This is a genomic window from Citrobacter sp. GW821-FHT02E08, from assembly GCF_059421685.1.
Genome location: NZ_JBWKVL010000008.1, coordinates 25,811 through 45,214 on the forward strand (window position 1 = coordinate 25,811; position 19,404 = coordinate 45,214).

19 protein-coding genes are annotated in these 19,404 nt (G+C 53.2%); 13 read left to right on the plus strand and 6 right to left on the minus strand.

Annotated features, from left to right (window positions below):
- Positions 1-27: 27 nt before the first annotated feature.
- The gene (locus AC07UY_RS12085) at positions 28-384 is read right to left on the minus strand and encodes a DUF2002 family protein (protein ID WP_192613190.1); all 357 of its coding nucleotides are present in this window, start codon (positions 382-384) and stop codon (positions 28-30) included.
- A gap of 161 nt (positions 385-545) precedes the next feature.
- On the opposite strand from AC07UY_RS12085, the gene AC07UY_RS12090 reads away from it, so the two are divergent.
- On the plus strand, positions 546-872 hold the full coding sequence (locus AC07UY_RS12090) for an ElaB/YgaM/YqjD family protein (RefSeq protein WP_203360274.1): 327 nt from the start codon (positions 546-548) through the stop codon (positions 870-872).
- 50 nt (positions 873-922) lie between these two features.
- Here AC07UY_RS12090 and pdxR read toward each other — a convergent pair whose 3' ends face one another.
- The gene (pdxR, locus tag AC07UY_RS12095) at positions 923-2,260 is read right to left on the minus strand and encodes a MocR-like pyridoxine biosynthesis transcription factor PdxR (RefSeq protein WP_494701284.1); all 1,338 of its coding nucleotides are present in this window, start codon (positions 2,258-2,260) and stop codon (positions 923-925) included.
- A gap of 91 nt (positions 2,261-2,351) precedes the next feature.
- On the opposite strand from pdxR, the gene AC07UY_RS12100 reads away from it, so the two are divergent.
- From AC07UY_RS12100 to emrB, 12 genes are all read left to right on the plus strand, one after another.
- A complete protein-coding gene (locus tag AC07UY_RS12100; RefSeq protein WP_203360273.1) occupies positions 2,352-2,783 on the plus strand; it encodes a carboxymuconolactone decarboxylase family protein in 432 nt (143 codons plus the stop codon).
- Between the two features lie 269 nt (positions 2,784-3,052).
- Positions 3,053-3,289 (plus strand): glutaredoxin-like protein NrdH, encoded by a 237-nt coding sequence (gene nrdH, locus AC07UY_RS12105; RefSeq protein WP_494701269.1) that lies wholly within the window; start codon positions 3,053-3,055, stop codon positions 3,287-3,289.
- Positions 3,286-3,696, plus strand: a complete 411-nt coding sequence (nrdI, locus tag AC07UY_RS12110) for a class Ib ribonucleoside-diphosphate reductase assembly flavoprotein NrdI (protein ID WP_494701268.1) — start codon at positions 3,286-3,288, stop codon at positions 3,694-3,696. The genes nrdH and nrdI overlap by 4 nt, the downstream gene beginning before the upstream one ends.
- On the plus strand, positions 3,669-5,813 hold the full coding sequence (nrdE, locus tag AC07UY_RS12115; RefSeq protein ID WP_494660862.1) for a class 1b ribonucleoside-diphosphate reductase subunit alpha: 2,145 nt from the start codon (positions 3,669-3,671) through the stop codon (positions 5,811-5,813). The genes nrdI and nrdE overlap by 28 nt, the downstream gene beginning before the upstream one ends.
- A 10-nt stretch (positions 5,814-5,823) precedes the next feature.
- Positions 5,824-6,783 carry a class 1b ribonucleoside-diphosphate reductase subunit beta gene (nrdF, locus tag AC07UY_RS12120; protein WP_494660861.1) on the plus strand — a complete coding sequence of 320 codons (960 nt, stop codon included), beginning with the start codon at positions 5,824-5,826 and terminating at the stop codon, positions 6,781-6,783.
- Between the two features lie 356 nt (positions 6,784-7,139).
- A complete protein-coding gene (gene proV, locus AC07UY_RS12125) occupies positions 7,140-8,342 on the plus strand; it encodes a glycine betaine/L-proline ABC transporter ATP-binding protein ProV (protein ID WP_203360268.1) in 1,203 nt (400 codons plus the stop codon).
- Positions 8,335-9,390, plus strand: coding sequence for a glycine betaine/L-proline ABC transporter permease ProW (proW, locus tag AC07UY_RS12130; RefSeq protein ID WP_494701267.1), 1,056 nt, complete (start codon positions 8,335-8,337; stop codon positions 9,388-9,390). Before proV ends, proW begins: the two co-directional genes overlap by 8 nt.
- A gap of 68 nt (positions 9,391-9,458) precedes the next feature.
- Positions 9,459-10,454 carry a glycine betaine/L-proline ABC transporter substrate-binding protein ProX gene (proX, locus tag AC07UY_RS12135; protein WP_494701266.1) on the plus strand — a complete coding sequence of 332 codons (996 nt, stop codon included), beginning with the start codon at positions 9,459-9,461 and terminating at the stop codon, positions 10,452-10,454.
- 133 nt (positions 10,455-10,587) lie between these two features.
- The gene (locus AC07UY_RS12140) at positions 10,588-11,772 is read left to right on the plus strand and encodes an MFS transporter (protein WP_494660858.1); all 1,185 of its coding nucleotides are present in this window, start codon (positions 10,588-10,590) and stop codon (positions 11,770-11,772) included.
- 460 nt (positions 11,773-12,232) lie between these two features.
- Positions 12,233-12,763, plus strand: coding sequence for a transcriptional repressor MprA (mprA, locus tag AC07UY_RS12145; RefSeq protein WP_203360264.1), 531 nt, complete (start codon positions 12,233-12,235; stop codon positions 12,761-12,763).
- 129 nt (positions 12,764-12,892) lie between these two features.
- Positions 12,893-14,065: a multidrug efflux MFS transporter periplasmic adaptor subunit EmrA gene (gene emrA / locus AC07UY_RS12150; RefSeq protein ID WP_203360263.1), complete on the plus strand. Its 1,173-nt coding sequence runs from the start codon at positions 12,893-12,895 to the stop codon at positions 14,063-14,065.
- Between the two features lie 16 nt (positions 14,066-14,081).
- Complete coding sequence (gene emrB, locus AC07UY_RS12155; RefSeq protein WP_494660857.1) at positions 14,082-15,620, plus strand: multidrug efflux MFS transporter permease subunit EmrB; 1,539 nt, start codon at positions 14,082-14,084, stop codon at positions 15,618-15,620.
- Positions 15,621-15,747: 127 nt separating this feature from the next.
- On the opposite strand, the gene luxS is transcribed toward emrB, so the two are convergent.
- From luxS to yqaB, 4 genes are all read right to left on the minus strand, one after another.
- Entirely contained in the window at positions 15,748-16,263 is a 516-nt protein-coding gene (gene luxS, locus AC07UY_RS12160) for an S-ribosylhomocysteine lyase (protein ID WP_494660856.1), read from the minus strand.
- A gap of 149 nt (positions 16,264-16,412) precedes the next feature.
- Positions 16,413-17,969 (minus strand): glutamate--cysteine ligase, encoded by a 1,557-nt coding sequence (gshA, locus tag AC07UY_RS12165; protein ID WP_494660855.1) that lies wholly within the window; start codon positions 17,967-17,969, stop codon positions 16,413-16,415.
- A gap of 72 nt (positions 17,970-18,041) precedes the next feature.
- Positions 18,042-18,470 (minus strand): YqaA family protein, encoded by a 429-nt coding sequence (locus tag AC07UY_RS12170; RefSeq protein WP_192613202.1) that lies wholly within the window; start codon positions 18,468-18,470, stop codon positions 18,042-18,044.
- Positions 18,467-19,033 (minus strand): fructose-1-phosphate/6-phosphogluconate phosphatase, encoded by a 567-nt coding sequence (gene yqaB / locus AC07UY_RS12175; RefSeq protein ID WP_494660854.1) that lies wholly within the window; start codon positions 19,031-19,033, stop codon positions 18,467-18,469. Before yqaB ends, AC07UY_RS12170 begins: the two co-directional genes overlap by 4 nt.
- Between the last annotated feature and the right edge of the window lie 371 nt (positions 19,034-19,404).

Sequence of the window (19,404 nt, forward strand, 5' to 3'; positions counted from 1 at the left end):
TGGCGACTGGCCCCGCCAGTCGCTTTATTAGTTTGCGTTCAGTTTCGCCTCGCCAAACAATCCATTCAAATAACGTTCCAGCGCAATACGCGAGCTAAATCCGTGTGGAATACCGTAATGCTCGTGCGTTTCACCCGCTAAATACAGTGGAAATTGCTGATAGTGATCGCAGGTTTTAATATCCGTTGCAGGCTCTGCCAGCGAAGAGCTTCGTTCTTTTAATGTCGGATGGATCACTAATGCGGTTCGTCCCATACGCGCTTCTCGATTTACGTAGACATAATTTTCGCCACGCCGATAACCGTATGCTTTTTGTGTCACTACATCGACGGTAAAGCCTACTTTTTCAAGTACGCGCGCCACCTCATCTGGTCGTAAATACATATAATTTCCTCGTCATCTTTTACCGCGGCCTTACCATACCTGATTCAGCATTAGCAGCGCTTTCAGAAAAGTCCATAAACATACGAATACAGCGTGATGAACGTCGGAAGATAAAATTATGGTCTACACTGAAAAGCACATCGAAATCAATGGAGGATCATATGTTTAACAGACCCAACCGAAACGACGTAGATGAAGATGTACAGGATATTCATAATGATGCCAGTCGATTAGCTGACAGTCTGGAAGAGGTGCTTAAGTCCTGGGGGAGTGACGCCAAAGACGAAGCGGAGGACGCACGACGCAGAGCGCAGGCTTTGCTGAAAGAGACTCGCGCACGTATGCATGGTCGCACTCGCGTCCAGCAGGCAGCCCGGGACGCCATTGGCTGCGCGGATACTTTTGTACGCGACAAACCCTGGTGCAGCGTGGGTACCGCAGCGGCGGTCGGTATTTTTCTCGGCGCGCTACTGAGTCGGCGTCGCTAACAGGCCGATATGCCGGATGATGGCGCCAAAACGTCTTATCCGGCATTGCTTCACGACGCTATCGCCTGCCTGAGCTGTTGCGCGACCTGTTTCGCCATCGCGGCGGTGGTGATATTGGTAAACGACAGCAGCAATCCGCCCTGCCCTTCCTCTCTTATTCGCCAGCGACTCAACGCCTGAACCGCCAACCCGGCATGATTCGCCTTCTCTACCAGAGAAACATCATCACCTTCTACTGAAATCACCATCTGGATGCCCCCTTCCTGCGACACCACGTGAAAGCCCTGCTCCGTTAGCGCCTCTTCTATCCAGTGGCGGCGCTCGGCGTAATGTTGACGCATCTTTTTTAAATGTCGCCAGAAATGGCCGTCGCGAATGAAATCCGCCAACGTCTGTTGCCATAACACCGGTACGCTGCTGGCCATCAATGCCGCCTGCTCACGAAATCGCGCGACCTGATTCATCGGCACCACCAGCCATGCCGTGCGCAGCGCCGGAAAGAGTGACTTGCTGAATGTTCCGGCATACACCACGCGCTGCGGCGCATCCAGACTTTTCAGCGGAGGCAGCGGCTTACCGTGATAGCGGAACTCACTGTCATAGTCATCCTCGATAATCCATGCCTGTGAACTGGCGGCCCACTCCAGGAGCTGATGGCGACGCGCCAATGACAGCGCCACGCCCATCGGACTCTGATGCGCGGGCGTTAGCAGGACAAAACGCGCCTGTGGGTAAGCGCGGATCCCCGCCGACACATCCAGACCATCGCCATCGACCGGCACGGGCAACAATTCAACCCGCTCCTGCTCGATAACCGGGCGAATCAGAGGAAAACCAGGGTCTTCCACCCACATGCCATCCCCCGGTTGTGCCAGCGCCCGCAGGATGAGCATCATCGAGGACGCATATCCGGACGTCACAAACACCTGCTCCGGCTCACACTCGATACTGCGTGAGACCCGCAGGTAGTCGACAATCGCCTGACGCAGCACGGCTTCGCCACAAACCTCGCCCAGCGCCAGGTCAAAACGCGTCTGGGTGCGCAGACGGCGTCCCATGACACGCGCCCATATCTCGCGTGGGAAGAGATCCAGCGCGGGTAATCCCATCTGAAAAGGCTGCGGCGTCTGGCTTTCTCCGGCAAAAACAGCCGGCGCGGCATGCGGTTTTTCCAAACGCAGATGACCACTGACAAACGTTCCGGCTTGTCCACGCCGTTCCAGCCAGCCCTGAGCCACCAGCTCACCGTACGCATTTTCCACCGTTGAGCGGGAAATGCCCAACTCCTGCGCCCACGTGCGGCTGGACGGCAACCGTGCGCCAGGTTTGAGTTCACCTTGTTCAATGGCATTTTTTAATTGACGGGCGATTTGCTGATAGCGCGGCATCATTATGGCCTGCTTTTTATGTGAAAATATGGCTCTCTTTAACAGTCCATTATAGTGCTACAGTGCAGCCATTGAAACGAGGAGAAACACCATGACAACATTACGCCAGCCCTATTATGAACTTAGCCCTGAAGTCTATAACGCTTTGGTTCAGGCGAAACAAGCACTGGAAAACAGCGCACTGGATACCACGCTAATGGAATTGGTTTATCTGCGCATTTCGCAAATCAATGGCTGCGCGTTTTGCCTTGAAATGCACAGCAAAGCGCTGCGTAAATCCGGCGTTGAGCAAACCAAACTGGATGCGCTGGCAGGTTGGCGGGTAAGCCATCGTTTCAGTGAACAGGAACGCGCAGCGCTCGCCTGGGCTGAATCCGTCACGGATATTGTCGGCACCCGCGCGGAAGATGACGTTTATCTGCCGTTGCTCGACCATTTTAGCGCCAGAGAGGTAAGCGATCTGACCTTTGCGATCGGCCTGATGAACTGCTTTAACCGTCTGGCAGTGAGCATGCGGATGTAACTTTTGTTGCCGAATGGCGCTATCGCTATCAGGTTTACAAAAGAGCACATTCTTGGCCGGATAACACGCTTGTGTCGCCATCCGGCAATTTCCCCAATAACGCCCCCTCCCCGCTGAGTGCATTAGTCGGGGCGTAATCAATCTAAATTTCCCATATCTTGTATGGTTGAATCTTTTTACAACTACATCTAGTATTTCCTTTATCGAAACACATACAACCCGACGCATACCTTCGCGCCGTTCTCTAACTTTAAATGGAAATACGAATCATGCGCATAACTATTTACACTCGAGATAATTGCGTTCAGTGCCACGCAACTAAACGGGCGATGGAAAGCCGTGGCTTTGATTTTGAGATGGTGAACGTCGACAGGCTCCCTGATGCGGCAGAAACCCTGCGTGCCCGGGGTTTTCGCCAGTTGCCAGTCGTGGTTGCCGGGGAAACCAGCTGGTCTGGATTCCGCCCCGACATGATCAATCGTCTGCGCGCCGAACCCCGCGCATGAGCCAGCTCGTCTACTTCTCCAGCAGCTCCGAAAATACGCATCGCTTTATGCTGCGTTTGGGGTTGCCTGCCATCCGTATCCCGCTCGATGAGCGGGAACGAGTCCGCGTGGACGAACCTTACCTTCTGGTGGTGCCCTCTTATGGTGGTGGAGGTACTGCGGGCGCGGTACCCCGACAGGTGATCCGCTTTTTAAATGATGAACACAACCGGGCGTTAATTCGCGGCGTTATTGCCTCTGGCAATCGCAATTTCGGTGAAGCGTATGGCCGCGCCGGAGACGTTATTTCACAAAAATGCGGCGTGCCCTGCCTGTATCGCTTTGAGCTGATGGGAACGCCTGCCGATATCGATAATGTCCGAAAAGGAGTGAACGAATTTTGGCAACGACAACCGCAGAACGCGTGACGCCGACAACCACGGATTATCATGCCCTGAATGCCATGCTGAATCTGTATGACGAAGCGGGCCATATTCAGTTCGACAAAGACCGCCAGGCGGTAGAGGTATTCATTACCACGCATGTGAAGCCCAATTCCGTGGCGTTTGCCAGCCAGGATGAGCGTCTGGATTATCTGTTACGTGAAGGCTATTACGATAACCACGTGCTCAGCCGCTATGACCGCGCGTTCGTGGTATCGCTGTTTGCCCGGGCACATGCCAGCGGTTTTCGTTTCCAGACATTCCTCGGCGCATGGAAGTACTACACCAGCTACACGTTGAAAACCTTTGACGGTAAACGCTATCTGGAAGACGTTGAAGACCGCGTCACCATGGTGGCGTTGACGCTGGCGCAGGGCGACGAAACGCTGGCGATCCAGCTCGCCGATGAAATGCTCTCCGGCCGTTTTCAGCCTGCCACGCCGACTTTTTTAAACAGCGGGAAGCGCCAGCGGGGTGAACTGGTCTCCTGTTTTCTGCTGCGCATTGAAGACAACATGGAGTCGATTGGGCGGGCGGTAAACTCGGCGCTTCAGCTGTCTAAACGCGGCGGCGGCGTGGCGTTTTTGCTCTCTAATTTGCGCGAAGCCGGCGCGCCAATTAAACGCATTGAAAACCAGTCCTCGGGTGTGATCCCCGTAATGAAAATGCTGGAAGATGCGTTCTCTTATGCCAACCAGCTTGGGGCGCGCCAGGGGGCAGGCGCGGTCTGGCTGCACGCGCATCATCCGGATATTCTGCGTTTTCTTGATACCAAACGTGAAAATGCCGACGAAAAAATCCGTATCAAAACGTTGTCGCTTGGCGTGGTGATCCCGGATATCACTTTTCAGTTAGCCAAAGAGAACGCCGAAATGGCGCTGTTCTCACCCTATGACGTGGAGCGTATTTACGGTAAGCCGTTTGGCGATATTGCGATAAGCGAGCTGTATCATGAGCTGGTTGCCGACGAACGCATCCGTAAAAAAACCATTAACGCCCGCGACTTTTTCCAGCGCCTTGCTGAGATCCAGTTTGAGTCCGGCTATCCGTACATCATGTATGAAGACACGGTCAATCGCGCCAGTCCCATTGCCGGGCGTATTAATATGAGCAATCTGTGCTCGGAGATATTGCAGGTCAACAGCGCATCTACCTATGACGAAAACCTGGATTACGCGGACATCGGTCACGACATCTCCTGTAATCTCGGTTCGCTGAACATCGCCCACGTCATGGACTCTCCCCACTTTGGCCGCACCGTGGAAATCGCCGTTCGCGCTCTGACGGCGGTATCGGACATGAGCCATATGCGTAGCGTCCCCTCAATTGACGTGGGCAACGCCGCTTCACATGCCATCGGACTTGGACAAATGAACCTGCACGGCTATCTGGCGCGGGAAGGGATTGCTTATGGTTCGCCGGAGGGACTGGATTTCACCAATCTCTATTTCTACACCGTCACCTGGCATGCGCTGCATACCTCGATGTTGCTGGCGCGCGAACGCGGTAAAACCTTCGCCGGGTTTACCCAATCCCGCTACGCCAGCGGCGACTATTTTGCGCAGTATCTGCACGGCGACTGGCAACCAAAAACCGGGAAAGTCCGGGCGCTGTTTGCCCGTGCCGGCATAACGCTGCCGACGCGCGAAATGTGGTTGCAACTGCGCGATGATGTGATGCGCTACGGTATCTATAACCAGAATTTACAGGCGGTGCCGCCGACCGGGTCGATCTCCTACATTAACCATGCGACATCAAGTATTCATCCCATTGTGTCGAAAGTGGAGATCCGCAAGGAAGGCAAAACCGGGCGCGTTTACTACCCGGCGCCGTTTATGACCAACGAGAATCTGGCGATGTACCAGGACGCCTATGAGATTGGCCCGCAGAAAATTATCGATACCTATGCCGAAGCCACAAAGCATGTGGATCAAGGGCTATCGCTGACGCTGTTTTTCCCCGATACCGCCACCACCCGCGATATCAACAAAGCGCAGATCTACGCCTGGCGCAAAGGCATCAAAACAATCTATTACATCCGACTACGCCAGAGGGCGCTGGAAGGTACTGAAATTGAAGGCTGCGTGTCATGCGCGCTGTAAGGAGATCGAAGTGAAACTATCACGTATCAGCGCCATCAACTGGAACCAGATCCAGGACGATAAAGACCTGGAAGTGTGGAATCGCCTGACCAGCAACTTTTGGTTGCCCGAGAAGGTGCCGCTGTCTAACGATACGCCAGCCTGGCAATCACTGAGCGCCGTTGAACAACAACTGACTATTCGCGTCTTCACCGGCTTAACCTTGCTCGACACCATTCAGAATATCGCCGGTGCGCCCTCGTTGATGGCGGATTCATTGACCCCGCATGAAGAAGCGGTGCTGTCGAATATCAGCTTTATGGAAGCCGTACATGCCCGTTCATACAGCTCTGTCTTCTCGACGCTGTGTCAGACCAAAGACGTCGACGCCGCCTATGCCTGGAGTGAGCGCAACGAACCGTTACAGCGTAAAGCAGACATTATCCTGACCTGTTACGCGTGCGAGGAACCGCTGAAGAAGAAAATTGCCAGCGTATTTCTCGAATCATTTCTGTTTTACTCCGGCTTCTGGCTCCCGATGTATTTTTCCAGCCGCGGCAAACTGACCAACACCGCCGACCTAATCCGCCTGATCATCCGTGATGAAGCGGTCCACGGCTATTACATCGGTTATAAGTACCAAAAAGGACTGGAGAAAGCCTCAGAATCGGAACGTGAATCGCTGAAGGATTTTGCCCTTGAACTGCTGATGGAACTGTATGACAACGAAGTCCGCTATACGCAAGAATTATACGCAGAAACCGGCTGGGTCGAGGAGGTCAACGCCTTCCTTTGCTACAACGCCAATAAAGCCTTAATGAATCTGGGATATGACACATTGTTTCCGGCAGAAATGGCCGACGTTAATCCGGCAATTCTTGCTGCGCTGTCGCCCAATGCCGATGAAAATCATGATTTCTTTTCCGGGTCGGGATCATCCTATGTCATGGGTAAATCGGTAGAAACCAAAGACGAAGACTGGAGTTTCTGATAATGGCTATTGACGTAAATATCGCGCTGATATTTGCGTTAATATTTTTAACGCGATCACATTTTTGTCATTCAATTATTATTGTGTGATCTACACTCATTATCTTCCATCTTATCCGCCTGAACACTGACAATTCAGGCGCATTTCAAATGCCCCTTACAAAAAATATCGCCACGTAATCATTGGCGCTCAGCCCTTATATCACGGGAAATCCTGCCGAATAGCATTCCATTGCATTAACATCATTAACAAATTCAGGGTTGTCTCAGATTCTCAGTATGTTAGGGTAGAAAAAGGTGACTATTTCTATCAGGTAACATATTGACATATATAAATAACAGGAAACAATCTATTGCATGGCAATTAAATTAGAAGTTAAAAATCTCTATAAGATATTTGGTGAGCATCCACAGCGAGCTTTCAAATATATTGAAAAAGGACTTTCGAAAGAGCAGATTCTGGATAAAACGGGGCTATCGCTTGGCGTTAAAGACGCCAGTCTGGCCATTGAAGAAGGCGAGATATTTGTCATCATGGGATTATCCGGTTCGGGTAAATCCACAATGGTACGCCTTCTCAATCGCCTGATTGAACCCACCCGCGGGCAAGTTCTGATTGACGGTGTCGATATTGCAAAAATATCCGATGCAGAACTTCGCGAGGTGCGCAGAAAAAAGATTGCGATGGTGTTCCAGTCATTTGCATTAATGCCGCACATGACGGTGCTGGACAATACAGCATTCGGCATGGAATTAGCCGGTATTGCTGCGAATGAACGTCGGGAAAAAGCGCTCGATGCGTTACGCCAGGTCGGACTGGAGAATTATGCTCACGGCTACCCGGATGAACTTTCCGGGGGCATGCGTCAGCGTGTCGGTCTCGCCCGCGCATTAGCCATCAATCCTGACATCTTATTAATGGATGAAGCCTTCTCGGCCCTCGATCCGTTAATTCGTACTGAGATGCAGGATGAACTGGTAAAACTGCAAGCGAAACACCAGCGAACCGTGGTCTTTATTTCCCACGATCTGGATGAAGCGATGCGTATTGGCGACAGGATTGCCATTATGCAAAATGGCGAAGTCGTACAGGTCGGGACGCCGGATGAGATTCTGAATAATCCGGCGAATGATTATGTCCGCACCTTCTTCCGCGGCGTTGATATTAGCCAGGTGTTCAGCGCAAAAGATATTGCCCGCCGTAGTCCCGTGGGATTAATTCGTAAAACCCCAGGGTTCGGTCCACGTTCTGCGCTGAAATTATTACAGGATGAAGACCGCGAATTCGGCTACGTCATTGAACGCGGAAATAAGTATGTCGGCGTGGTGTCAATTGACTCCTTAAAATCGGCATTAAGTCAGGCGCAAGGCATGGAAGCGGCGTTGATCGAACAGCCATTAGCCGTAGATGCGCAAACCCCACTCAGCGAATTGCTTTCTCATGTTGGTCAGGCGCCCTGTGCAGTACCGGTCGTCGACGAGGAACAACAGTATGTCGGCATCATTTCGAAACGCATGCTGCTACAGGCTTTAGATCGCGAGGGGGCAAACAATGGCTGATCAAAACAATCCGTGGGATACCGCACCGGCAACAGAGAGCGCAGCACAATCGGCTGATGCCTGGGGCAGCGCGCCTGCCAACAGCGGCGGCGCAGACTGGCTGAACAGCGCGCCTGCGCCAGCGCCGGAACATTTTAATATTATGGATCCTTTCCATAAGACGCTGATCCCACTGGATAGCTGGGTGACGCAGGGGATCGACTGGATAGTACTGCACCTCCGCCCAGCCTTTCAGGGGATCCGTGTGCCGGTAGATTATATCCTGAGCGCCTTCCAGCAACTGCTGCTGGGAATGCCAGCGCCGGTAGCGATTCTTCTTTTTGCTCTGATCGCCTGGCAAATGTCGAGCCTCGGCATGGGGATCGCCACGCTGGTCTCGCTGATTGCCATTGGTGCCATCGGTGCCTGGTCGCAGGCGATGATTACGCTCGCGCTGGTGCTCACCGCGCTGCTGTTCTGCGTCATTATCGGGTTACCGCTGGGAATTTGGCTGGCGCGTAGCCCCAGGGCATCTAAGATTATCCGCCCATTGCTGGACGCGATGCAGACCACGCCAGCGTTCGTCTATCTGGTGCCGATTGTGATGCTTTTCGGCATTGGCAATGTGCCAGGCGTGGTGGTGACCATCATCTTCGCCCTGCCGCCGATTGTGCGTCTGACCATTCTGGGGATCAACCAGGTGCCAGCGGATCTGATTGAGGCTTCGCGCTCATTTGGCGCCAGTCCGCGCCAGATGTTGTTCAAAGTTCAGTTGCCGCTGGCAATGCCCACCATTATGGCAGGCGTCAACCAGACACTGATGCTGGCGCTCTCCATGGTCGTGATCGCCTCCATGATTGCTGTTGGCGGGCTGGGCCAGATGGTTCTGCGCGGCATCGGTCGTCTCGATATGGGACTGGCCACTGTCGGCGGGGTGGGCATAGTGATCCTCGCCATCATTCTGGATCGTCTGACACAAGCCGTGGGGCGCGACGCGCGCAGCCGTGGCAACCGCCGCTGGTATACCACCGGTCCTGTTGGGCTTTTTACCCGCCCTTTCATCAAGTAATTCACCTGTTGCCCGGTAGCGCGATGCCTGCCGGGCCTCAGTGTCCCTCCAATAATTAAGGAACAACGATGCGACAGAAAATAATCATTGCCACAGCGTTTGCCACCCTTGTCTCTACCAGCGCTTTCGCTGCTGACCTACCGGGCAAAGGCGTCACCGTACAGCCAATTCAAAGCACTATTTCCGAAGAAACCTTCCAGACACTGCTGGTCAGCCGGGCGCTGGAAAAACTCGGTTATACCGTCAGTAAACCGAGTGAAGTCGACTACAACGTGGGTTACACCTCCATTGCCTCTGGCGATGCCACGTTTACTGCCGTGAACTGGCAGCCGCTGCATGATGATATGTACGCCGCTGCGGGTGGCGATAAGAAGTTCTATCGCGAGGGGGTATTCGTCACGGGCGCCGCCCAGGGTTATCTGATCGACAAAAAAACCGCCGAACAATACAACATCACCAATATCGCGCAATTGAAAGACCCGAAAATCGCCAAACTGTTCGACAGCAACAACGACGGTAAAGCGGACTTAACCGGCTGTAACCCAGGCTGGGGCTGTGAAGCGGCCATTAATCATCAGTTAGGTGCCTATGACCTGACGAAAACCGTTGACCACAACCAGGGTAACTATGCGGCGATGATGGCCGATACCATCGCCCGTTATAAAGAAGGCAAGCCAGTGCTTTACTACACCTGGACACCGTACTGGGTGAGCGACGTGTTGAAACCAGGTAAAGATGTGGTCTGGTTGCAGGTCCCGTTCTCCTCTCTGCCGGGTGTGCAGAAAGATATCGACACCAAACTGCCGAACGGTGCGAACTATGGCTTCCCGGTGAGTACGATGCATATTGTCGCCAACAAAGCCTGGGCTGAGAAAAACCCGGCGGCGGCGAAACTGTTTGCCGTCATGAAACTGTCAGTTGCGGATATCAACGCCCAAAACTCGATGATGCATGAAGGTAAGGCTTCCGAAGGTGATATTCAGGGTCATGTTGACGGCTGGATCAAAGCTCACCAGCAGCAATTTGACGGCTGGGTGAAAGAAGCGTTGGCCGCGCAGAAGTAATGTAAGCTTTATGCCTGATGGCAAGACGCCATCAGGCACATTTCACCTCCCCCGCTAAACCGCACAATCCATCACCTGAATTCATTTTCATTCGTTATGATTGTTGTCACTCAATCAAAACATACTGATAACAATGAATAACCCCACACATCCCCTGAGTCCGGCGCTGATTGTTCTGATGTCTGTCGCCACCGGTCTGGCGGTCGCCAGCAACTATTACGCGCAGCCGCTGCTCGACAGCATCGCCCGCACGTTCTCGCTTTCGGCCAGCTCCGCCGGATTTATCGTCACAGCCGCACAGCTGGGCTATGCGGCCGGGTTACTGTTTCTGGTTCCGCTGGGCGACATGTTTGAACGCCGGACGCTGATTGTCTCAATGACACTGCTGGCGGCAGGCGGCATGTTGATCACCGCCAGCAGCCAGTCGCTTGCCATGATGATCCTGGGGACGGCGCTCACCGGATTGTTCTCGGTCGTCGCCCAAATTTTGGTTCCTCTGGCCGCCACCCTCGCCACGCCGGATAAGCGCGGTAAGGTGGTCGGCACCATCATGAGCGGTCTGCTGCTGGGGATTTTACTGGCGCGAACCGTCGCCGGATTGCTCGCTAATCTCGGCGGCTGGCGAACCGTATTCTGGGTCGCTTCCGTGTTGATGGCGCTGATGGCTCTCGCGCTGTGGCGTGGACTGCCGAAGATGAAACCGGAAACCCATCTCAATTATCCGCAGCTGCTGGGTTCCGTATTCAGCCTGTTTATCCACGACAAACTGCTGCGCACCCGCGCACTGTTAGGATGCCTGACCTTTGCCAACTTCAGCATCCTCTGGACTTCAATGGCCTTTTTGCTTGCCGCGCCGCCGTTTAACTATTCCGAAGGGATGATTGGCCTGTTTGGTCTGGCAGGTGCCGCAGGGGCGTTGGGCGCACGGCCTGCAGGTGGTTTTGCCGATAAAGGAAAATCCCATCTCACGACCACCATCGGCCTGGCGCTGTTGCTGCTCTCCTGGCTGGCTATCTGGTATGGACACACCTCCGTGCTGGCGCTGATTGTCGGTATTCTGGTGCTGGATCTGACGGTTCAGGGCGTACACATCACCAACCAAACGGTTATCTATCGTATTCACCCGGATGCGCGTAACCGTCTGACGGCGGGTTACATGACCTGCTATTTTATCGGCGGCGCTGCCGGTTCTCTGGTTTCCGCATCCGCCTGGCAACATGCAGGGTGGACTGGCGTTTGTCTGGCGGGGACGACCGTTGCCGTACTTAACCTGCTGGTCTGGTGGCGAGGTTTTCATCGACAAGAAGCCGTAAATTAAGCAGACGCTAAGCGTTTATGCCTGTTTGGGCTCCTTAGGGTGTTAAGGTGCCCCCCAGTCTGTTAAGGTTATAGGAATTATTTATCCTGATTATTTAACATCGGTGACGAATCATATAATCCTATGGAAAGCCCTGCCCACCTGTCTGATCCCAGTCCGGCGACGATCGCTGAGGGATGTGAAGACAGCGTACCGATAGTCATCAGCGGTAACCCGTTCGCTTTTGCGTTTACCCGTCGGGGGTTTCCCCCCGCTGGGGTCACGTCAGGTTTCATGCCTCCCGTACTGCTTATTCGTTGTTTGCTCGCTCCCCGCATCGTTGCGTTTTCCGGACTACGGATTAGCCCGGAAAATACTGGCGATTTTATAACCAGCAAGAATCGTTTTAATTTAATAATACATTTACTTTATTTGTCACTGTCGTTACTATATCGGCTGAAATTAATGAGGTCATGCCCAAATGGATAGTTCGTTTACGCCCATTGAACAAATGCTAAAATTTCGCGCCAGCCGCTACGAAGATTTCCCATATCAGGAAATTCTTCTGACCCGTCTTTGCATGCATATGCAGGGCAAGTTGCTGGAAAACCGCAATAAAATGCTGAAAGCTCAAGGGATTAACGAGACGTTGTTTATGGCGTTGATTACGCTGGAGTCTCAGGAAAACCACAGTATTCAGCCATCGGAACTGAGTTGTGCACTCGGTTCGTCCCGTACTAACGCAACACGAATCGCGGATGAGTTAGAAAAACGCGGCTGGATCGAACGTCGTGAAAGCGATAACGATCGTCGTTGTCTGCACCTGCAATTGACTGAAAAGGGGCATGATTTTTTGCGTGAGGTTCTCCCACCTCAGCACCACTGCCTGCATCAGCTCTGGTCATCACTCAGCACCGCCGAAAAAGATCAGCTTGAGCACATCACGCGTAAACTCCTGACCCGTCTCGATCAGATGGATAAGGACGGTGCCGTTCTTGAGGCACTACGCTAACGCGTCGACACGCTCAAAAATCCAGATTTATAAAAGAAAAAAACTGACAGGCCAGCACGTGACACTGCTGGCCTTTCTGACAAACAGGTCGGCTCAGCCGATGTGAGAAATAAGATCGTGGAGAACAACATGAGCGCAAATGCGGAGACTCAAACCCCGCAGCAACCGGTTAAGAAGAATGGCAAACGTAAAAGTATGCTTATCCTTCTCACCTTGCTCTTTATTATTATTGCCGTGGCATATGGGATTTATTGGTTTTTAGTATTGCGTCATGCCGAAGAGACTGATGATGCGTACGTGGCAGGGAACCAGGTGCAAATCATGGCGCAGGTATCAGGCAGCGTGACGAAAGTCTGGGCTGATAACACTGACTTTGTGAAAAAAGGCGATGTGCTGGTCACGCTCGATCAGACCGATGCCAAACAGGCGTTTGAAAAAGCCAAAACAGCATTAGCCTCCAGCGTGCGTCAAACACACCAGTTAATGATCAACAGCAAGCAGTTGCAGGCGAGCATTGAAGTGCAGAAAACCGCGCTGGCCCAGGCACAAAGCGACTTTAACCGTCGTGTTCCGCTGGGTAACGCCAACCTGATTGGCCGCGAAGAGCTGCAACACGCGCGTGATGCCGTCGCCAGCGCCCAGGCGCAACTGGACGTCGCGATTCAACAATATAATGCTAATCAGGCCATGATCCTCGGTAGTCGGCTGGAAGATCAGCCTGCCGTGCAACAAGCGGCGACGGAAGTCCGCAATGCATGGCTGGCGCTGGAACGTACGAAAATTGTCAGCCCGATGACAGGATACGTGTCTCGCCGCGCCGTTCAGCCAGGTGCCCAGATTAGTCCGACCACACCGCTGATGGCGGTCGTTCCGGCGAACAATCTGTGGGTCGATGCCAACTTTAAAGAGACTCAGCTGGCGCATATGCGCATTGGCCAACCGGCTACCGTCATCAGCGATATTTACGGCGATGACGTGAAATATACCGGGAAAGTCGTCGGTCTCGATATGGGAACAGGCAGCGCCTTCTCGCTGCTCCCTGCGCAAAATGCGACCGGTAACTGGATCAAAGTCGTACAGCGTCTGCCAGTCCGTATTGAACTGGATGCGCAGCAACTGGCGCAACATCCTCTGCGTATTGGTTTATCGACATTAGTGACGGTAGATACCTCAAATCGCGATGGGCAGGTGTTGGCTAGCCAGGTGCGCACAACGCCCGTTTCTGAAAGCGATGCCCGAGAAATCAGTCTCGCTCCGGTCAATAAGCTGATCGAAGAGATAGTCCTGGCCAACGCGGGTTAATCCTGAGGTGCGTGTGATGCAACAGCAAAAACCGCTGGAAGGCGCACAGCTCGTCATTATGACGATCGCGTTGTCGATGGCAACGTTCATGCAGGTTCTGGACTCCACCATTGCTAACGTGGCGATCCCAACTATCGCCGGAAACCTTGGCTCTTCATTGAGCCAGGGAACATGGGTGATCACCTCATTCGGGGTGGCAAACGCCATTTCGATTCCGATCACCGGATGGCTGGCGAAACGCGTTGGCGAAGTGAAGCTGTTCATGTGGTCCACCGTCGCCTTTGTCATTGCGTCGTGGGCCTGCGGCGTCTCCAACAGCCTCAATATGCTGATCTTCTTTCGTGTGATACAGGGGATTGTTGCCGGGCCATTAATTCCGCTTTCGCAGAGCCTGTTGCTGAATAACTATCCGCCCGCTAAGCGCTCTATCGCCCTGGCGTTATGGTCGATGACGGTGATTGTCGCGCCGATTTGCGGCCCGATTCTCGGCGGCTATATCAGCGATAACTACCACTGGGGCTGGATATTCTTCATCAACGTGCCTATCGGCGCGGTGGTCGTATTGATGACGCTGCAAACCCTGCGCGGACGGGAAACCCGCACCGAGCAGCGGCGGATTGACGCCATCGGCCTCGCGCTGTTGGTGGTCGGGATCGGCAGCCTACAGATTATGCTCGACCGCGGCAAAGAACTGGACTGGTTCGCCTCGCAGGAGATTATCATTCTGACCGTGGTCGCCGTTGTCGCCATTAGCTTCCTGATTGTCTGGGAATTGACGGACGATAACCCCATTGTCGATCTCTCGCTGTTTAAGTCGCGAAACTTCACGATAGGGTGTCTGTGTATCAGTCTGGCCTATATGCTCTACTTCGGCGCTATAGTCCTGCTGCCGCAGCTGTTGCAGGAAGTGTATGGCTATACCGCGACGTGGGCAGGTCTGGCATCTGCGCCAGTGGGGATTATTCCGGTGATCCTGTCGCCCATTATCGGACGCTTCGCGCACAAGCTGGATATGCGCAGGCTGGTCACGTTCAGCTTTATTATGTACGCCGTCTGCTTCTACTGGCGCGCATACACGTTCGAGCCGGGCATGGATTTCGGCGCATCGGCCTGGCCGCAGTTTATTCAGGGTTTCGCTGTGGCCTGCTTCTTTATGCCGCTGACAACGATCACCCTCTCCGGCTTACCGCCTGAGCGTCTGGCGGCGGCATCGAGTTTGTCGAACTTTACGCGAACGCTGGCAGGTTCCATTGGTACTTCAATTACGACCACCATGTGGACCAGCCGCGAGTCCATGCACCATGCACAGTTAACCGAGGCGGTGAATCCGTATAACCCCAATGCAAGGGCCATGTACGATCAGCTCCAGGGGCTGGGCATGACCGAACAGCAGGCTTCTGGCTGGCTCGCCCAGCAGATAACCAGCCAGGGGCTGATTATCTCTGCCAATGAAATTTTCTGGATGTCGGCGGGGATATTTCTGGTGTTGCTCGGACTGGTCTGGTTCGCCAAACCACCCTTTGGCGCGGGTGGCGGCAGCGGCGGTGCGCACTAGTAAAAAAGCCAGTTCTTTTGAACTGGCTTTTTTTGTGTCGGGTGGCAGCTTCGCTTACCCGACCTACGAGGACATTTCTCATTGTAGACCGGATAAGATGCGTCAGCATCGCCATTCGGCACAGCAACTAGATATGCAGTTCCTGCAGCTTATCTTTTGGCAGCGCCAGCGCTTCATTGCTGTTCACGCGAACATCGCGCTCCAGAATATGACGCGCAATCTCCTGCGCTTCGCTCAGCGAGTGCATCTGATACGTACCACACTGGTAGACGTTCAGTTCCGGGATCTGGTTTTGATCCTGCACTTTCAGCACGTCCGCCATCGCCGCTTTCCAGGCATCCGCCACGCGCTGCTCGTCCGGCGTACCAATCAGGCTCATATAGAAACCTGTACGGCAGCCCATCGGGGAGATGTCGATGATCTCAACGCCGTTACCGTTAAGGTGATTACGCATAAAGCCCGCAAACAGGTGCTCCAGCGTGTGAATGCCCTTTTCCGGCATCACTTCTTTGTTTGGGATGCAGAAACGCAGATCAAACACGGTAATGGCGTCGCCATGCGGGGTGTTCATCGTTTTCGCGACCCGGACTGCAGGTGCTTCCATCCGGGTATGATCGACAGTGAAGCTATCTAACAACGGCATTTCGCCACCTCCGATAATTATTTTAAAAATAAACTGAACTCTTTGTTCCGGGGCGAGTCTGAGTATATGAAAGACGCGCATTTGTTATCATCATCCCTGTTTTCAGAGATGAAATTTTGGCCACTCCCGAGTGGCCTTTTTCTTTTCTGTCAGGCGTGCTTTTCCAGCCATTCTGCAAACGACTCGGTATCCGCCGCTTCGACATCCTGCTGGCGACGTTTCGATGCCTCGCGTTCAGCAATAAAGTCCTGCTCCTGCAATACTTCCAGCGGCTCTTCACGCAGCAAATTACGATAGGCCTCGCCCAGCGCTTTGCCTGTTCCACCAATTCCTGTGTCAATCATAGACCGCAGAATACGTGCCGAGAACGTCAGTTCCGGATTATCGAAGCAGGCTACCAGTTCATCGCAGACGTTCTGATATTCCTCTCCGCCGTGGATGCTGTCCAGCGTTTGTGCCACACGTTTTAGATCGCGGAACAAGTCTTTACCGACTTTCGGCAGCGGGAACTGCGCCGTTTGACAGCCAATACCTAACGTCAGGCCTGGCTTACGCCCTTCCAGAATCACCCGATTCCAGTTAGTACGCGTACACAGGAGTTCGTCGCTGCTCATTTCCGGCGCATCCGCCAATACGCACCAGACCATAAACAGATCAAGGAAACGCACCTGCTGCTCGTCCACGCCAATCGGCGAGAACGGGTTAATATCCAGCGAACGCACCTCTATATACTCAATACCGCCGCGCAAAAGCGCATCTGACGGCGATTCGCCGCTACGCGTTACACGCTTCGGACGAATTGGCGCATAGAGTTCGTTTTCAATCTGCAGAACGTTGTTGTTAATTTGCAGGCGCTTGCCGTCTTTCTCCAGCCCAATCTCCGCATACTCCTCGGAAGGCGTTTTGATCGCGCGCTTTAATCCTGCCACATACTCATGCAGATCGTTAAACGTAATACCGAGATTGCTTTGCGACTTATTGGTATAACCGAGATCGCTTAGGCGCAGAGACGTTGCATACGGCAGGTAGTACATGCCGCAGTCCGTTTTCTCAAACGGCAGCGTGGTCGGTTTTCCCTGCAGGAACGAAGAGCAAATAGCCGGGGACGCGCCAAACAGGTACGGGATCACCCAACCAAAACGGTAATAGTTACGAATCAGACGGAAATAACCGGCGGAGATTTTTTCTTTCGCATCTTCGCCTTCCGTTACGCCACACTTCGCCTGCCAGAACGCCATCGGCAGCGAGAAGTTGTAATGCACGCCAGAGATGGTTTGCATCAACGCGCCGTAGCGGTTTTTCAGCCCTTCGCGATACAGCGTTTTCAGACGACCGATGTTAGAGGTTCCATACTGCGCCAGTTCGATATCCTGCCCTTCGGCAATATAGCAAGGCATGCTCAGCGGCCACATCCGTTCATCGCCCAGGTTTCTGGCCGTGAAACGATGCAGATCGCGCATCAATGTCAGCATATGTTGAATATCGCCATCGACCGGAGTGATAAACTCCAGCAGCGCTTCAGCAAAGTCGGTCGTTATCCATTTATGCGTCAGCGCAGAGCCTAACGCCTCTGGATGACCCGTCGTTGCTAATGTGCCATCAGCATTAACACGCAGTGTTTCGCGCTCTAGCCCGCGCTGAATCCCCTTCAATGCCTGAGGATGCTTTTCCAGCCAGGCCAACGCCTGTGATACGTCCGGGATCAAATTGACCTCCCGCCTGTCAAAATCGTTTTATTTAGCATAATTGTAATGGTGACCATGTGTGTCAATCTACAATTAGTGCCACCACATCATGCCCTGAAGAGTAGCCGCTGCGACCACAACATAGCGCAACGTTTTACCAAGACATAAAAAAAAGAGCACTGGCCCCCATGAGATGCGCATCCATCCCGCCAGTAAGCACAGTAAATCCCCCACGACCGGCATCCAGCTTAATAGCAGTGTGACTGCGCCATAACGCTTAAGCCAGCCCGTGGCTTTTTCTTGCCAGCGCGACGTTTTACGTAACGGGAAGAAACGCCCAAGGATAACGTTAGTTAACCCCCCAAGGCTATTACCCATTGTTGCTGTTAAGACTAAGACCCAGGGATGACTTACCCCAGAAACTAACATCGCCGCTAAAACAACTTCTGAATTTCCGGGCAATAGCGTGGCGCTGAGAAAACTACTGGCAAACAGTGACAGGAGCGACAGTCCATCACTCACAATAATCGAACGTCCACAGCATCCATTCCCGCCGCACGTGCCGCCTGCAGACCAAAATCAGCATCTTCAAACACCACACATTGCGCTGGAATCACGCCCATGCGTTCCGCGCACAGTAAGAACGTATCAGGCGCGGGTTTGTGATGCTGAACATGATCAGCCGCGACGACCGCATCAAAATAGCGACGTAAGTCCAGGTGAGCCAACAACGCTTCAGCGATGGCACTTTCACTACCGGTTCCCACTGACATCGGGCGACGGCCATACCAGGCCTTCACCACCTCAACTAAAGGCAACGGTTCGACGCTGTCCAGCAGCATACTTTTTACCGTATCGGTTTTTTCTCGCGCCAGCGAATGGGGGTCAAGATCGGCATGATTGAGTTCAATGATCGACTGAGCAATGCGCCAGGTTGGAGAACCGTTGAGTGCTACCATTGCCTGAAGATCAAAATGCAGGCCGTAGCGTCCTAATACCTCACTCCACGCCTTACGGTGCGTCGGTTCAGTATCCAGGAGGGTGCCATCCATATCAAAAATCAAACCCGCATAACGTTCGTACATTGCGTTCTCACCAGCCTAATGACCAGACGTTACTTTATCGTAATTGATTGATTTTGTCGCTGATGGAGATAGTGAGGATTGTTCAGTGTGTGAAGCAAAGAAGTGTTTGTGTGAAGAAATGAAGTGTTTTGTAGAAGATGGGGGATCCGGGAGGATTATTTCTGAGAAGATGGTGCATCCGGGAGGATGACTCACTGGTGTTCGCCCTGCGGGCCGTTGCTAAAGCAACGTTATCCTCCCTGGTACTTGCGGTATGTCCGCAGACCATGAAACAACACATTGACTGTTATTTCCGAGAAGATGGTGCATCCGGGAGGATTCGAACCTCCGACCGCTCGGTTCGTAGCCGAGTACTCTATCCAGCTGAGCTA

Coding starts and splice junctions, on each gene's coding strand:
- proV (WP_203360268.1), top strand. CDS start 7,140: ATGGCAATTAAATTAGAAGTTAAAAATCTCTATAAGATATTTGGTGAG.
- AC07UY_RS12085 (WP_192613190.1), bottom strand. CDS start 384: ATGTATTTACGACCAGATGAGGTGGCGCGCGTACTTGAAAAAGTAGGC.
- nrdI (WP_494701268.1), top strand. CDS start 3,286: ATGAGCCAGCTCGTCTACTTCTCCAGCAGCTCCGAAAATACGCATCGC.
- AC07UY_RS12100 (WP_203360273.1), top strand. CDS start 2,352: ATGACAACATTACGCCAGCCCTATTATGAACTTAGCCCTGAAGTCTAT.
- nrdH (WP_494701269.1), top strand. CDS start 3,053: ATGCGCATAACTATTTACACTCGAGATAATTGCGTTCAGTGCCACGCA.
- proX (WP_494701266.1), top strand. CDS start 9,459: ATGCGACAGAAAATAATCATTGCCACAGCGTTTGCCACCCTTGTCTCT.
- pdxR (WP_494701284.1), bottom strand. CDS start 2,260: ATGCCGCGCTATCAGCAAATCGCCCGTCAATTAAAAAATGCCATTGAA.
- mprA (WP_203360264.1), top strand. CDS start 12,233: ATGGATAGTTCGTTTACGCCCATTGAACAAATGCTAAAATTTCGCGCC.
- AC07UY_RS12140 (WP_494660858.1), top strand. CDS start 10,588: ATGAATAACCCCACACATCCCCTGAGTCCGGCGCTGATTGTTCTGATG.
- AC07UY_RS12090 (WP_203360274.1), top strand. CDS start 546: ATGTTTAACAGACCCAACCGAAACGACGTAGATGAAGATGTACAGGAT.
- emrA (WP_203360263.1), top strand. CDS start 12,893: ATGAGCGCAAATGCGGAGACTCAAACCCCGCAGCAACCGGTTAAGAAG.
- emrB (WP_494660857.1), top strand. CDS start 14,082: ATGCAACAGCAAAAACCGCTGGAAGGCGCACAGCTCGTCATTATGACG.
- yqaB (WP_494660854.1), bottom strand. CDS start 19,033: ATGTACGAACGTTATGCGGGTTTGATTTTTGATATGGATGGCACCCTC.
- proW (WP_494701267.1), top strand. CDS start 8,335: ATGGCTGATCAAAACAATCCGTGGGATACCGCACCGGCAACAGAGAGC.
- luxS (WP_494660856.1), bottom strand. CDS start 16,263: ATGCCGTTGTTAGATAGCTTCACTGTCGATCATACCCGGATGGAAGCA.